General features: G+C 52.8%; 14 protein-coding genes. 10 read left to right on the forward strand and 4 right to left on the reverse strand.

What is annotated here, in order from left to right; genetic code table 11:
• Positions 1 to 82: 82 nt before the first annotated feature.
• Entirely contained in the window at positions 83 to 580 is a 498-nt protein-coding gene (locus P8N76_26890; GenBank protein MDG2385326.1) for a peptide chain release factor-like protein, read from the reverse strand.
• A gap of 153 nt (positions 581 to 733) precedes the next feature.
• Between P8N76_26890 and P8N76_26895 the strand changes: the two genes are divergently transcribed.
• Positions 734 to 2,038: a PEP-CTERM sorting domain-containing protein gene (locus P8N76_26895; GenBank protein MDG2385327.1), complete on the forward strand. Its 1,305-nt coding sequence runs from the start codon at positions 734 to 736 to the stop codon at positions 2,036 to 2,038.
• Between the two features lie 15 nt (positions 2,039 to 2,053).
• Here P8N76_26895 and P8N76_26900 read toward each other — a convergent pair whose 3' ends face one another.
• Positions 2,054 to 2,740, reverse strand: a complete 687-nt coding sequence (locus tag P8N76_26900; GenBank protein ID MDG2385328.1) for an SDR family NAD(P)-dependent oxidoreductase — start codon at positions 2,738 to 2,740, stop codon at positions 2,054 to 2,056.
• Between the two features lie 34 nt (positions 2,741 to 2,774).
• Here P8N76_26900 and P8N76_26905 point away from each other — a divergent pair, with 34 nt between their 5' ends.
• Positions 2,775 to 3,404: a DUF309 domain-containing protein gene (locus tag P8N76_26905; protein ID MDG2385329.1), complete on the forward strand. Its 630-nt coding sequence runs from the start codon at positions 2,775 to 2,777 to the stop codon at positions 3,402 to 3,404.
• Here P8N76_26905 and P8N76_26910 read toward each other — a convergent pair.
• Entirely contained in the window at positions 3,401 to 4,597 is a 1,197-nt protein-coding gene (locus P8N76_26910; protein MDG2385330.1) for a Gfo/Idh/MocA family oxidoreductase, read from the reverse strand. The genes P8N76_26905 and P8N76_26910 overlap by 4 nt on opposite strands.
• Positions 4,598 to 4,950: 353 nt before the next feature.
• On the opposite strand from P8N76_26910, the gene P8N76_26915 reads away from it, so the two are divergent.
• The 3 genes from P8N76_26915 to P8N76_26925 are packed head-to-tail and all read left to right on the forward strand — an operon-like array spanning position 4,951 to position 6,572.
• Positions 4,951 to 5,502, forward strand: a complete 552-nt coding sequence (locus P8N76_26915) for a hypothetical protein (GenBank protein ID MDG2385331.1) — start codon at positions 4,951 to 4,953, stop codon at positions 5,500 to 5,502.
• Positions 5,503 to 5,518: 16 nt separating this feature from the next.
• A complete protein-coding gene (gene thiS / locus P8N76_26920; protein ID MDG2385332.1) occupies positions 5,519 to 5,719 on the forward strand; it encodes a sulfur carrier protein ThiS in 201 nt (66 codons plus the stop codon).
• A gap of 7 nt (positions 5,720 to 5,726) precedes the next feature.
• Positions 5,727 to 6,572, forward strand: a complete 846-nt coding sequence (locus P8N76_26925) for a thiazole synthase (GenBank protein ID MDG2385333.1) — start codon at positions 5,727 to 5,729, stop codon at positions 6,570 to 6,572.
• Between the two features lie 29 nt (positions 6,573 to 6,601).
• Here the strand turns inward: P8N76_26925 and P8N76_26930 are convergent, their stop codons facing one another.
• A complete protein-coding gene (locus P8N76_26930; protein MDG2385334.1) occupies positions 6,602 to 7,627 on the reverse strand; it encodes a glycerophosphoryl diester phosphodiesterase membrane domain-containing protein in 1,026 nt (341 codons plus the stop codon).
• Positions 7,628 to 7,899: 272 nt separating this feature from the next.
• Between P8N76_26930 and P8N76_26935 the strand changes: the two genes are divergently transcribed.
• The 5 genes from P8N76_26935 (at position 7,900) to P8N76_26955 (ending at position 14,818) form a co-directional block, all read left to right on the forward strand.
• Positions 7,900 to 9,912, forward strand: a complete 2,013-nt coding sequence (locus P8N76_26935; GenBank protein ID MDG2385335.1) for a helicase C-terminal domain-containing protein — start codon at positions 7,900 to 7,902, stop codon at positions 9,910 to 9,912.
• A 91-nt stretch (positions 9,913 to 10,003) separates the two neighbouring features.
• On the forward strand, positions 10,004 to 10,861 hold the full coding sequence (locus P8N76_26940) for a sugar phosphate isomerase/epimerase (protein ID MDG2385336.1): 858 nt from the start codon (positions 10,004 to 10,006) through the stop codon (positions 10,859 to 10,861).
• 265 nt (positions 10,862 to 11,126) lie between these two features.
• Positions 11,127 to 11,894: an imidazole glycerol phosphate synthase subunit HisF gene (hisF, locus tag P8N76_26945; protein MDG2385337.1), complete on the forward strand. Its 768-nt coding sequence runs from the start codon at positions 11,127 to 11,129 to the stop codon at positions 11,892 to 11,894.
• Positions 11,895 to 11,903: 9 nt separating this feature from the next.
• Positions 11,904 to 13,052, forward strand: coding sequence for a PilT/PilU family type 4a pilus ATPase (locus P8N76_26950; GenBank protein MDG2385338.1), 1,149 nt, complete (start codon positions 11,904 to 11,906; stop codon positions 13,050 to 13,052).
• Entirely contained in the window at positions 13,052 to 14,818 is a 1,767-nt protein-coding gene (locus P8N76_26955) for an ATPase, T2SS/T4P/T4SS family (GenBank protein MDG2385339.1), read from the forward strand. Before P8N76_26950 ends, P8N76_26955 begins: the two co-directional genes overlap by 1 nt.
• The last annotated feature ends 7 nt before the right edge of the window (positions 14,819 to 14,825 follow it).

Below are 14,825 nucleotides of genomic sequence, written 5' to 3' on the forward strand. Positions count from 1 at the left end.
GATCGTTAGGGGCTCGACCTTCGGTTGCTTCACTACCATTACATTTTCACGCAAGCAATGCGAACGGAACTCGCTCATCATTCTACTGTAGGGGCTTGCGTCCGGACTGTTGTCTTTGATTGTTGAGCATCTGAAAGGCTCGAGGCTCGTTTTTGATGAATCGGGTGAGTTGAGACGAACTGCAGGCAAGCGCTTCCGCCGTCGGTGGGACGTCCCAGGCATGCACGGCTAACGCATCCAGCGCCTCTGCGAGCAAACCTGGAAAATCTTCGTGTGCCGGATTGACGGCAAGTCGACCTTTTCGGCAGCGACTCTGCCAGGTCGGACTGCTTGTCGTCCATTCGGTGCGATAGTTCAGCGCCAGGTTCAATCGCATCCGCCGTAGGGCCACCTTTAGGTTCTCCGCTTGGCTGCGACGTTCGCTGGCGGACGCTTCAATTCCCTCGATCTCATGCGTCAGCACGACGGCTGTTTCAACTTTGTTACGGTGTTGGCCCCCGGGGCCAGAACGTCGTTGAAATCTGACGGTGCATTTCGCCTTTAATTGTTCTTCAGGTACGGTGGCCGGATGTTGAGTCACAAGAAGTTTCCAAGAATTCCTAGACTGTCTATGTTAAGATGCGTGAAAGCCTCCCCGGATTTGTGGCATCCATCGCATCTTGTGTTATGTTCGGTATCGGGTCGGTATTGAACTTGTGGGCTGTGTAGCCGTTTATTCTCGGAGATTGCTGCGATGAATCGCATCTTGTTATCCGTCGCTCTTTTCGCTCTGTCAATCGGTCCGGTCTTGGCACAGGACTATGTTTATGAGGCGAAAAGGACGAGCAGCGCGCCCACCATTGACGGATTCTTAACTGGCACGTCGGAGTGGGCAGACGCATCGACGACAGGGACTGATTGGAGCTTGGTGAAATCTGGCACGTTGGATCAAGCGAATAATCGCTTCCAAATGATGTGGGATGACGCAGGACTGTATATTTTGCATCAAGTGGATGCGGGTGAATGGCAAGCGGGGCGTGGATTGGGTGATATCGAATTCGATTATTGGTATTTGAATTTATTTTTTGATCCGAATACGGATGGCGAATCGAATGATCAGACGGCGCCCACCGACACGGGCGTCGACGGTTATCAACTCGCATTTAACCAGCCGCTCGGTCAATCGAGCTATGCTCAGGATAAGCCCGATCTGGGCCTATTCCAGGAAGCGCACGTCAATGCGATTTTTGGAAATCAGGGTTGGGATAGTTCGCGACAAACGGATCGTTTTTTCATGGGAGCTGAAGTCGAACAAACGATGAGTTCCGACGAGGCTTTTGGTTTTACTGAGATCTTTTTGCCGTGGGCGAATTTTAACGCGGCGGATCCGGAGTTTTACAGTCACTTGGGCGATTCGGGTTTGTATCATCCGCAGGCACCGGTGGATGGAGATGAGTGGTTTTTCAATATGGCACGACAACGGTTCAACAGCTCAGAATCGGCTGCTTGGCTGCCGCCTTCCGGATCTTTTGGTGGTACTGGCTCGCGTCCCCACGGCCTGCTCCGTTTCGTCGTTGGAGATACAGCTTTCGCTTGTGACATTAATCTTGATGGCATCTGTACCGCCATCGACATTGACACCATGGCGGCTGCGATTCTCAACGGCGATATTGACTTACGTTTAGATTTGACTAGTGACGGTATTGTCGATAGAGCCGACAAGGACTTTTTGATTGAAGATTCGACCATGTTTTTCACCTACTACGGTGATTCGAATCTCGATGGCGAATTCAACAGTTCCGACTTTGTCGCCGTTTTTACATCCGGACAGTACGAGGACGAAGTGGTCGGCAATTCCACCTGGGAAACGGGCGATTGGACCGGCGACACCGAGTTCGACTCAAGTGACTTTGTGCAGGCATTTCAGGCCGGTGGCTACGAAGGCGGAGCCCGTGTTGCTGCCGTTGCCATTCCTGAGCCATCCAGTTGCGTGCTATTCCTGTTGGGGCTGCTGATGCTTGGGGTGCGGCGAAAGCTGACCAACGCCGCGGGCCACTAAATTGTTACCGCTCGCTCAAACCGTCAACGGCCGTCCGTTGTCCTTGCCGGAGAGAGCCAATAGCATGTTAGCGGCTTTCTCGGACCAAGCCGCGGGACCGGGGTAGCAGCCAGCTCCGTCGCCGAAGCAACTGCGTAACATCTCTGTGTCGATGATCCCGGGATTGAGCGGTACTGCGGCCATTCCCGGCGGCAATTCGTGAGCCAAGCTCTGCGTTAAACCTTCAACGGCCCATTTTGAGGCACAGTAGGGGGCTACATCTGCTGCTGACGATCGACCCCAGCCGGAACTCAGGTTGACCACGACGCCACGCTGAGCTTCAAGCATGGCTGGTAAAAAAGCACGGATGGTGTGAAAGATGCCTTTGATGTTGACGTCAATCAACTGCGAGAATTCGTCGACAGGCACTTTCCATAAAGGATTATTTTCATTGATGATGGCAGCGTTGTTGATCAGTAAATCCGGTGGCCCATGTCGCTGAAGAATTTCGTTCGCCCAACGATCGACTTGTTCAACATCGGCCACGTCAACGGTGTGCAGTGAGTGGTCGGAGTGGTATTCTTTTTGCATCTGGCGAATGCAATCCCCATTGCGGGCACAACCGGCCAGGGTGTGTCCCCGTTGGATCAAGGTCTCAAAGAGTGAGTTACCAAGGCCTCGGCTAATTCCAGTTAAGACAATAAATCGCGATTCACCGGGCATTTTCCACTACTCCTCAATCTGTGTTTGCTGATTCATGTCAGAATCCAATCCGACCGTTTCACCCGACTGGCCCCAGCGTTTATTGCCGGAACGTGCGCTACCGCCCTATTCCTATGTAACGGGCAAGTTTCCTCATCCCGTTCGGGACGCGGCAGGTCACCAGTTTGGCCAACCTGACCGCGTCGAGGATCCACTGAATCCCAGCGAATGGCGACAATCCGAATCATATCGGTTTGGCATCGATTTGTTCAATCAGGGCTACTATTGGGAAGCGCATGAATCTTGGGAGGGCTGCTGGCATGCAGTCGAGCGAACGGGAGCGGTTGGATCTTTCCTAAAAGCGTTAATTAAATTGGCCGCAGCCGGGGTGAAAGCACGGGAAGGACGTCCGGCAGGCGTGCAGCGCCACGGGACGAGAGCACGAACTCTGTTGCTCGACTTAGCGATTAGCGAACCGCAAGATTACGCCGGTTTGTCATTGAACCGGTTGATCGACCTGTGTGATCGGCTGATTGCTGATCCGCAAAAATTCGTTGATATTTCGAATCGGCCAGTGGTGATTGTCTTACCAGCGCTGCGAGTCAACGAGCGCCCAATTCAAGGGGGCGCAGGCCCTCCACGCCAGGAAAGGACGCGTGCGCCTACCGACTCCGAAAACGACTAGCGACGTGCGCGATCGTGCTTCAACGGTAGCCATTCGCCATGATTGGCACTGCTGTTCACACATTGTTGGATAAAAAACATACCTTCCACGCCGTCATGGACATTTGGATAAACGGTGTCCACTTTTTCTACGGCTTGTCCTTCGGCGCGGGCAACCATCGCGTCGTAGGCGGCGCGATAAACATTGGCAAACGCTTCGAAAAAGGCTTCCGGATGTCCCGAAGGGAGTCGGCAGGCTGCTTGCCCGGAGGCATTCATAAATGGCGCGTTGGGGTCGCGGGTGTAGACTTGATGGGCATGACCGTTGCGGCGAACGTACATTTCATTGGGATTTTCTTGCCGCCACTGAATGGCGCCCTTGGTGCCGTCAATCTCGATCGATACGTCATTTTCGCGACCATGGCTGATTTGGGAGGCCGTGACCGTGCCGAGGGCTCCATTTTCGAAGCGGATGACAGCACAGCCATAATCGTCGAGTGCACGGCCTGCTTCGAATGTTTTCAAATTGCAGCTGATCGAATCGGGTAGCAAGCCCGTCATGTAGCGTCCCAGGTTGTAGGCGTGTGTGCCGATATCACCAAAACAGCCCGCGGCACCGCTCCGTTTGGGATCGGTTCGCCAGGCGGCTTGTTTTTGGTCTTCGTCTTCCAGTCGCGTGCGCAACCACCCTTGAATGTAAGACGAGCGAATCGCGTTGATTTCGCCCAATTCGCCATTCAAGATCATTTCACGTGCCTGTCGGACGAGCGGATAGCCGGTGTAATTATGAGTGACGGCGAACACAGCGTCTGAATTGTCGACGATTTGGGCCAATTCTTCCGCCTCGGCTAGGTCGAACGTCATCGGTTTGTCGCAGATCACATTGAATCCCGCTTCTAAACCGGCTTTGGCGATTTGCTGATGGGTATGGTTGGGAGTTGCGACGGAAAGGAAATCGATTCGTTCATCGGCGGGCAATGCGAGTTCCGATTCGATCAACTCTTGGTAGGAACCGTAGGCTCGATCAGCTGGGATGTCATAATCGGGCGCGGACGCCTTAGCTCGCTCGGGATTTGAGGAAAGTGCACCGGCAACCAATGCTGCTCGATTGTCCAAAACTGCTGCAGTCGCGTGGACTCGGCCAATGAAGGCTCCTTGCCCGCCGCCCACCAGGGCCATCCGCAGTTTCCGATTGAGGGATCCGTTCGTCGACATGGTCTTCCCACCTTTGTTGGTTTTTCTTCGCGTGGAGTCAATTGGACCTGCAGTCGTGTTAGCCAAAATGCTGGATTCAGCCCCGAGGCTGCAAGGGGGTGCTGTGATAGCTTGAGGCAAGCTGCCGCTCTTTTTACCAAAAACGAGATTCCAGACCCAGTCACCGCTCACGAATCTGGCAGCCGGCGGCTTGGGACGTTGACATTGGAACGGATCTCTGGCGAAACATTGGTGAAATCGCTACAGTTCACCGGTAGGGAACTCCGCAGTGGCTCCATCGGATGGGTGGCCAAGCGCGATGGCTCCCAGTCCTGTGCCCCCGTTTCGAGGCCGCGTTGTAGGAGACCGAAGGCATGAACTGTTCGAAGCACCGCATGACGGGCTATTTGTTGATCTTTTTCACCGGCTGTGCTGCGGCCTTTGGCGGCGGATTTTGGTTAAATCGGACCGACGCTCCCTCTTGGCAATTTCCGGAAACGAAGCTCCATGCTGCCTCGTCGACTCAAAATGGGGCTTTTGCGATGGCGGTGGGCCCCATGGATTCCAACGTGGAGGGTGTCTGCATTCTCGATTTTCTGACTGGCGAATTGACGGTGACCGTGATGGACACGCGAGTTGCCAAATTCAACGCTGTTTTTAAGGCAAATGTCATTAAGGACCTTGGCATCGACCAATCGAAACGGCCACAATACCTGTTGGCGACAGGGCAGGTCGATTTTCCTCGCGGTGTCAATACGGCTCGTCCTGGTCATTCTGTGGTCTATGTATTGGATACGACCTCAGGGACTTATGGTGCCTACGGCATGCCCTGGCGCCGCGAATTAGCCAGTGCAAGCCGACCGCAATCCGGACCGCTTACTTTATTGGATGTCGGGAAGGCGCGGACGGCCGCGATTCGAGAATAGGAAAAACGTAAAAGCTGTGATTGTTCGTGTGAACGGTGCCCAGACCGAAGTGGCCGATGGTTCGACACTCGCCCAACTGTTGGATCGACTGCGTCTGAATGCCAATCATGTGGCCGTCGAAGTCAACTTGGAATTGATTCCGCGAGAGCGGCATCTTCAGTTCTGTCTCTCCGCCGGTGATCAGCTCGAAATTGTGACCCTCGTCGGGGGAGGATAGTTTAGTCGTGACCACAGATCTTGAAGTTCGTGCAGAAGACTCATTGCAGATTGGGCGGCACTCGCTCGATAGTCGTTTGATCGTCGGGACTGGGAAGTATGAAACCTACGATTTGATGGCCCAATCACTGGATATTTCACGCACTCGCTGTATTACGGTAGCGGTTCGGCGCGAGCGATTGTACGACGAGAACGGACAGAATATTCTCGATTACATCGATTTGGATCGCTATCTTCTGCTCCCGAACACGGCCGGTTGTTACAACGTTGAGGATGCGCTGCGAACCGCTCGGCTCGGCCGCGAAATTTTGCGAGGCTTGGACAACCCCGGCGCCGACTGGATTAAGTTGGAGGTTTTGGGGGATAGCAAGACGCTTTTGCCGGATCCTGTTGCGACACTGCGAGCCACAGAGCAGTTGGTGGGTGAGGGGTTTGATGTGCTTTGCTACACGACGGACGATCCCATGATCGCTCGACAACTGAAGAATGCCGGGGCGACCGCGGTCATGCCCGCCGGCAGTCCGATCGGGTCAGGCCAGGGGATCTTGAATCCCAACAATATTCAGATTTGTCTGGAATATCTCAAAGAGGGCGACCCGGACTATCCGGTGATTGTGGATGCAGGGGTCGGTACGGCAAGCGACGTAGCAGAGGCGATGGAATTAGGTGTCGACGGTGTGCTCTTGAACACTGCCGTGGCCCATGCCAAAAATCCGGTGGCCATGAGCTTGGCCATGCGGCTCGCTTGTGAAGCCGGTCGGATGGCCTATCTTTCGGGTCGCATTCCCAAACGACTCTACGCGACTGCCAGCAGCCCGGAAGACGGTGTCATCGAGAATACTCGTCCTCGATAAGTCTGCGAAGTGCTGTGCCCTGATTGATCTTAATTTTCTTTCAAAGCTTCAAACGGGTTGCCAGACGTGGTAACAGGCTGGCCTGTTGAGAGGCGATAGATCACGACGGTCATTAGCATGTAGAAGGGAACTACCAACACCGTTCCAATCAAGCAGGTGACGATTGCAAAAATCGTCCCCAGAATGCCGGCAACGAGGAATGATCCCAGAATGGCCAACGCGTTGCCTTTGGTGTAGGTGATTGAATTCGTGATCGCTTCCAGGATCCGATTATTTCGATCGACGATTAGGGGGAGTGTGATCAAGAGTCGCGTATAGATCCAGAAGTAACCAACGATCGCGACTACGGAAAGTACTACGATGACGGAAATCGAAACCGTGTCGGGCATATTACCCCATTCGAACCAAACGAACGGAGCGGCCAGCAGCGCACAGACCAATGTGGAAGCTATCATGAGCAGGTAAATGAGCATCTGCGCGAACAGGACTCTCCAAAAGTAATTCCAGATCCGGAAAGCGCCTTCGAAGGGATTCGGGTTGCCGGCGACAACACTGAGTGTATAGCGTAGTCCAACTGCGACAATAAATGCCCCAAATGCTTGTCCCCAGGCTATCTGCAGCACGCCCGTTGCAATTGCGGCAACCGTTTCGTTGGCTTGGCCAACGAAAACGACGGGGATGATTCCCAACAAGCTGGACGCAATGCTGCTTCCGATCGACAAGGCGATCAGAATAATTCCCATCAAGGCCAGGTTTCCCAGATTGTTCTTAAAGATTTGCGTGCTGGTTGTAAGGATTTCGCTCATTGTTGTGAGCGTCGGACTAATTTCGGACGAAACGTTCGGTTCCACGCTCTCGAAGTCGCCTGAGGGGGCCGCATACGGGTTGAAGGACGGTTCGGTCTTATCGGCCGATGAGGGTGTGGCCGATGAGGGTGTGGCCGATGGAATCTCAACTTGTCTTGAGCAATCGGGGCAGATGGCCTGTCTTCCTTCCGATCCGTCGGGCACACGAAGCCGCTTTCCGCATTGCGGGCAGTCAAATTCTATCGGCATTTTTGAGATCCCCTAGCTTTAGAAACGCAAAAACTGTTATGGTTGGCGGGTTGCTTGTAAAGTAATTGCCCCGACTTGGTGGGATACCGAGTCGAGAAGTTGGCGAACGATGCACGGTTTTTTCTCGAGTGTGGATAACACGACGTAACTGTCAGTATGAAGCCGATGGGCCAGCGGAAGCTTAGGATCACGGTTGATATCGTCCGCTTGATGGACTGTCGCATAGGATACACCATTCGCTTGATTGAAGCGAGTTCTGACGATCGTTCAACATGACTTTAACTCCTTCGGATATTCTCGGACCTGACGGTCGTCTTTCGGAGCGATTGACGGGCTATGAATCTCGTGAACAGCAGATCCAGATGGCCGATTCAGTCGGCCAGGCCCTGCAAGACGAACGCCATTTAATTGTCGAGGCGGGCACCGGTACGGGAAAGAGTTTTGCCTATCTTGTACCGGCGATTTTAGCGGTTTCTGATCCCTCTGTTGATGAATCGGTCCGCCCGCGACGGATTGTTATCTCGACGCATACGATCAGTCTTCAACAACAATTGATGACCAATGATTTGCCGATCTTGAACAGCGTTATTCCACGTGAGTTCACCGCTGTGCTGGTCAAGGGACGCTCGAATTATCTGAGTATACGGCGACTGATGAATGCCGCGGATCGGATGAAAAACCTGTTTAGCGAACCCGAAGACGTTGACCAGTTGCGAGATTTGTTGTCTTGGTCGAAGTCGACAACCGATGGTTCTCTGGCCGATTTGAATTTTCGCCCCAATGGGTCCGTTTGGGACGAAGTTGCCAGTGACAGCAGCAATTGCCTGGGGCGGAATTGTCCCCATCACAAATCATGCTTTTATTATCAAGCTCGTCGGCGTGCTCAGCATGCCCAAATTCTTGTTGTGAATCATGCCTTGTTCTTCAGTGACCTCGCCCTGCGTCAGATGAATGTGAGTGTGATTCCCGACTATGATGCGGTGATTTTGGACGAAGCCCATACGATTGAATCGGTGGCCAGCGACCACTTGGGCTTACGGATTGGATCCGGACAGGTCGACTACGTCTTGCGTCGCTTGTACAACGATCGCACAAACAAAGGCTTGCTGGTTCAGGATGGAATGACGAAGGCGCAGCAGCAAGTCAATCGCTGCCGTGACGCGGCGGATGATCTATTTGGCGATCTCGACCACTGGTATCTGTCACAGACTTCGGACTTCAATGGACGTGTTCATCAGCCTCAGATCGTGGCCAACGCTCTCAGCCCTGAACTGGATCGGCTAGCGCGGATGGTGTCCCGTTTAGCCGATGGGATGGGAGATGAAGCAAAAAGGCAAGATTTTGTGGCCGCCAGTGATCGCATCAGTGTCTTGTCGGAACGAATTGAATGCTGGCGTCGACAGGAATCGTCGGACTCGGTGCACTGGATGGAGCGAAGTCAAACGAGACGAGGTTTACCGCGGACCAGCCTCGCGGCAGCACCCTTGGATATTGGCACGTTATTGCGCGAGCAATTGTTTCAGCAGACAAAAACCGTGGTCATGACCAGCGCAACGTTGGCGACTGGAAAGACTCGCAGTTTTGATTTTTTCAAGTCTCGTATTGGGATCACACAAAGCAACGAATTACGAGTCGGTAGCCCCTTTGACTTTTCGTTGCAAGCGGAACTGGTGATCGTACACGGAATGCCAGATCCAAATCGGGAGCGGACCGAATACGAGCGACTAGCGGGTGCGATGGTTCAACGCTATGTGAAGGAGACCGATGGTCGTGCGTTTGCCCTGTTTACCGGGTATGACATGCTAAAACGAGTTGCTGCGCAACTGGCACCCTGGCTACGAGAGAACCAAATTGCGTTGCTCAGTCAAGCGGATGGAGTCCCACGCCATCAAATGTTGCAACAGTTTCGAGCCAATCCCCGTTCGTTGCTGTTGGGTACCGACAGTTTTTGGCAGGGAGTCGATGTGCCTGGCGACGCTCTGCAAAACGTGATCATCACCAAGCTGCCGTTCAGTGTTCCTGATTTGCCGTTGTTCCAAGCAAGAATGGAGGCGATCCGTGAGTCGGGGGGCAACCCGTTCCGTGATTATCAATTGCCCGAAGCGATCATCAAATTCCGACAGGGGTTTGGTCGCTTGATCCGCACACGTCAGGATACGGGCATGGTGGTCGTCTTGGATCCTCGCCTCACTTCTCGCTATTATGGTCGACTTTTTGTGCAATCGCTTCCGGAGTGTCAGGTGAGGGAAGAATCGGTGACGGGCGACCCGGATTTGATCCCCTAAATCCCTCTTGACCTGGTAATTTGTCAAATGGGTCGCTGTCAGCGATAATCGAAGCTCGCTTTCCCATCATCGATCCTGAGGAGTTGGCCTGATGAAGAATCGTACACCGATCACGCGCCGAAATGTTTTGAAAGCAACTGCTTCGGCCGCTGCCGTGTCGACCTTCGCAAATCTGGGGGTGGCGTTCGAGCCACCCAAGCGATTTGCCGGATTACCGATTGGCGTGCAAAGTTATTCACTCCGTAATTTTCCGCTTGATCAGGTGATGCGGCATATTCAGGGCTTGGGATTACATCATGTGGAATTCTACGAGAAGCATTTTCCGCTGAGTTCAACGGATGACCAAATCTCGCAGATGAAGCGACAGATGAAGGCTGGTCAGGTCACAATGACTGCTCATGGAGTAAATAGCTTCTCGGCAGATCATGCCAAGAATCGTCAAGTCTTTGAATTTGCCAAAAAGGCCGGCATTCGAAATATCACCGCAAATCCACAGCCCGACTCCTTCGACAGCCTTGACAAACTTGTTGATGAATACGATGTTCGGATTTGCATTCATAATCATGGTCCCGGCGCTCTCTACGATTCGCTGGATACGGTTACAAGTGCGGTAGAGGGGCACCATGAACGAATCGGTGCGTGTATTGATACGGGGCATGTTTTGCGGAGCAAGGAAGATCCGGTGCAGTGGATTCAACGACTGGGAAGTCGCGTCTTCGCGCTTCATGTCAAAGATGTGGCGGAGAAAAAAAAGAGGACCCATGATGTCATCGTGGGGAGCTCTTTCCTGAATTTGCCCGGATTGTTCCAGGCGTTGCAGCAGGTGAACTTTCCCCAAGATGGTTCGATTTCGCTGGAGTATGAATCGAACCCTGAGAATCCGATCGACGATATCCAGCAGTGCTTGAACGCCGTTGATAAAGCTATTCAACAAGTACAGCGGGCTTGACCATCGCATCGAAATCCGGGCCGCATACGCAGCCATACGCAGCCATCCTAAGCAGCGGAAAATGAGGGAGTATGTTTCGCGTGTCAAACGGATGGAGCGAGTGACGGGAAAAGTGTGTGGCTTCTTTGACATCCGCAGCCATTCACACCATTGACCGGCTGTAGCAGGCGGCTTAAAGTTAGAGGTTTCCTGCGTCGGAAGCGGTCCCGAAAGCAGGGAAACGGAACAGACTCTCAGCTTCTCGTTTTATCGCGGCCTCAGGCTCATGCTGGCAAAGCGCATTATTCCCTGTCTAGACGTCGACCAAGGTCGAGTGGTGAAGGGGACGAATTTTGTCAACTTGCGAGATGCAGGTGACCCGGTCCAGGTCGCCAGCCGATATGAGGCCGAGGGTGCAGACGAGTTGGTATTTTTGGATATTAAGGCAAGCCACCAACAACGTGACATTATGTTGGACGTTGTCAGGCGGACAGCCGAGCAAGTGTTCATGCCGCTCACTGTCGGTGGTGGTGTGCGGACGATCGAAGACATTCGGTCGCTGTTGAACGCAGGTAGTGACAAGGTATCGATCAACTCAGCTGCTTGTCAAAACCCGGAGTTTGTTCGGGAGGCCGCGCGGCGGTTTGGCAGTCAGTGCATTGTCGTAAATATCGATCCGAAGCGAGTTCAAAAGAACGGTCGAGAAGTTTGGGAAGTTCACATTAATGGCGGACGGAAGCCCACGGGACTGGAAGCCGTCAGTTGGGCAGAGCGGATACAGGAGTTAGGAGCTGGTGAAATCGTTTTGACCAGCATGGATTGCGACGGAACCAAAGATGGTTACGATTTGGAAATCACCGCGGCCGTGAGTCAGGCAGTGGGAATTCCGGTGGTGGCCAGCGGAGGAGCCGGGTCGCCTGATCACATGGCAGACGTTATCGAATCGGGATATGCGGACGCCGCTTTGGCTGCCAGTATCTTTCATTTTGGCGAATATACCATTCGCGAAACGAAGCAGGTTCTTTCCAATCGAGGCATACCGGTTCGACTTTAGGATCTAATGATGAGCACAACAACGCAAAACGAAATTGATCGTTACAGCGGAAAGCAACAGGAACTCGAAGTCGATAAACTTTTTCGGGCCTGCGTCAAATTAGAAGGTAGTGACCTGCACCTTAAAGTGGGACAGCCTCCTTATGTGCGCATTCGGGGCTCATTGCGGCCATTGAATCGTGACGCGATTGACGCTGAGGAAATGGTGCGGCTGTTGTTTCCGATGTTGAACGAACGGAATCGTAGAATCTTCGAAGAGGACGGTGGGGCGGACTTCGCTTACACGATCGACGTGGATGGAACTTCCTGGCGGTATCGTGTCAATATGCTCCAACAGTTGGGGAAGATCGGTTTGGTCGCTCGCCGTATTAACAATTGGATTCCTGACTTTGAAGGTTTGAACTTGCCGCCTGTGATGGAGAGCCTCTGCAAGTACGATCAGGGAATGGTTCTGCTGGCCGGAGTGACCGGGTCGGGGAAAAGTACCACAATCGCTTCAATGTTGAACTGGATCAATCGTAACTATCGCAAGCATATCTTGACGCTGGAAGATCCGATTGAGTTCATATTTTCTGAAGATAAATGTCTGATCAATCAACGTGAAATCGGCATGGACGTGAAAGATTTTTCCATCGGGATGAAGCATGCTGTCCGCGAAGACCCTGATGTGATGCTCGTCGGCGAAATGCGTGATCAAGAAACGTTTATGACCGCGATTCATGCGGCCGAAACGGGTCACTTGGTGTTCGGTACGATTCACGCGGCCAGTTCATCAACCTGCATCGGCCGAATCCTCGACTTGTTCCCCGAAGAAATGCACTCAGCGTTGCGGAGTGCGATGGCCTTTAACATGAAGGGAATCGTTGCCCAGAAGCTGTTACCGTCCATCAATAAAGATGTGGGGCGGGTGCCGACAATTGAAGTCATGACCTTTTCGCCGACAATCCGAAAATTGATTCTCGAAGAAGACGATCACAAGCTTCCGGATGCTGTTCGGATCGGTGCCGAGGATGGTATGCAAGATTTCACGATGAGTCTTCAATCACTCGTCGAGCAAGAACTAATCGATCGACAAACGGCGTTCAGTGTTGCCCCGAATGTGGAAGCACTGAAAATGGCCTTGAAGGGTATCGACGTTAAACAGCCGGGAATTCTCTGATGTTTCGCAATTTTTGTTTTGTCGTTGTTGCCTTCTTTCTGGTTTTGCTCTGCGCCGATGCTGTCTTGGCTCAGGCCGATACGTGGCCCAATTTTCCGATGGGCGGAGAAGACGGGACCGAAGACTTTCAACGCAGTAGTGGTGGCTACTTCAGTTGGATCAAGCTATTCGGTGTCTTACTGATCTACCTGCTGTGGGTGAAAACCACCGACTGGGTGAACAAGGACTGTCAACTCTTGCAATTGCCCTATACCGTTTGGAATGTGGTTGTTTTTGCTTCGTTCGTGATCGGGATGTTGTTAGTGTTGACGATCCCCGTTTTTGCTGCGGGTTTCTCTGTGCTTTGCTTGGCTTACATTGCTCCCCTCGGCGTTTATGTCGTTACACGTAACCGGATTGTTGACCCGCATGAACGGGTGATGACCCCGAGCCATTTTCGTTATCTGATCGCAACCCAGGCGAATAAATCGGGAGTGAAAATAGCGGATCAAAAGAAGGCCGCTCACCAAAAAGGTGCCCCGGTCGTTTTTGAAGCTCAGGGGAATGATAAACAGAAAAATCAAGCGAATTTGATCTCCGCTCGTCAGTCGCCTGGATTCTTGCCTGCCAAAGAACTTGTGGCCGAAATCATCCGACAACGTGGTGACAAATGCATGATGGATTTCAGTCGTGATTCGGTCGCGATGCGTTATCAGATCGACGGCGTTTGGCATGAGTCCGAAGGGCAGGGTCGGGAATCGGGCGACGAAATGTTGGAAGTCTTCAAGACCCTTGCCGGATTAAGTGTCAAAGAACGACGCCAACGTCAGTCGGGCCGTTTTACCTCTGAATTCGGGAAGACTGTCTATCAATGCACATTAATCAGCCAAGGGACGCAGAACGGTGAGCGTGTGATTCTGCAAGTCGATCGTCCCCGATCGGCATTTCCCTCGCTCGCTGATCTGGGCATGCGAGGCAAAATCGAAGAAAAACTCAAAGAGCTATTGGCTGTGGACAGCGGAATGGTGCTGATCTCCTCTCCGCCCGCCGGTGGGCTCTCGACCACCATGGGACTCGTTTTAAAGCTGACCGATCGTTACACGCGCGACTTTGTCGCTTTGCAAGATATCAATGCGCCTGAGCCGTTGGTCGAAAACGTCGAGTTGACGACTTACGACATTAGCAAAGGGAAAGAGCCCGCGAAGCTACTCGAGACGATGTTGCGCCGTGAGCCCAATGCGGTCATCGTCAACGAATTGCCGAATGTGGAAACCGTGCAGATGCTCTGTGATGAAGCAAGCAAAGATAAGCTAGTGATCACGACTGTGCGGGCCAAAGAGGCGGTTGAATCGTTACTGCGGGTGTTACTGATGAAGGTGTCGTCCGCAAAGTTCGCTCCTGCGGTTGCGGGGGTATTAAACCAGCGACTGATTCGCCGGATTTGCGAAGAATGCAAGCAAGGTTACGAGCCTTCTGCCCAAGTGCTGAAGAAAATGGGAATTCCGCAAGGACGGGTCGAGCACCTCTTTCGGCCCCCCGACCCGAGTGAACAAGACAAAGTATGTGAGAAATGCAATGGGATCGGATATTTCGGTCGCATTGGCATCTTTGAATTGCTCGTGGTTGATGACGAAATGCGTAAAGCATTGATGAAACAGCCGAAATTGGACGTGCTTCGCCAGATTAGTCGTCAAGCAGGCAACCGAAACCTGCAGCAGGAAGGCATCGTTCTTGTTGCACAGGGAATTACTTCCGTGCAAGAACTTAGCCGCGTTCTCAAACAGTAAATAAACG

It is taken from the genome of Pirellulaceae bacterium (genome assembly GCA_029243025.1).
In the GTDB taxonomy this organism is placed as follows: domain Bacteria; phylum Planctomycetota; class Planctomycetia; order Pirellulales; family Pirellulaceae.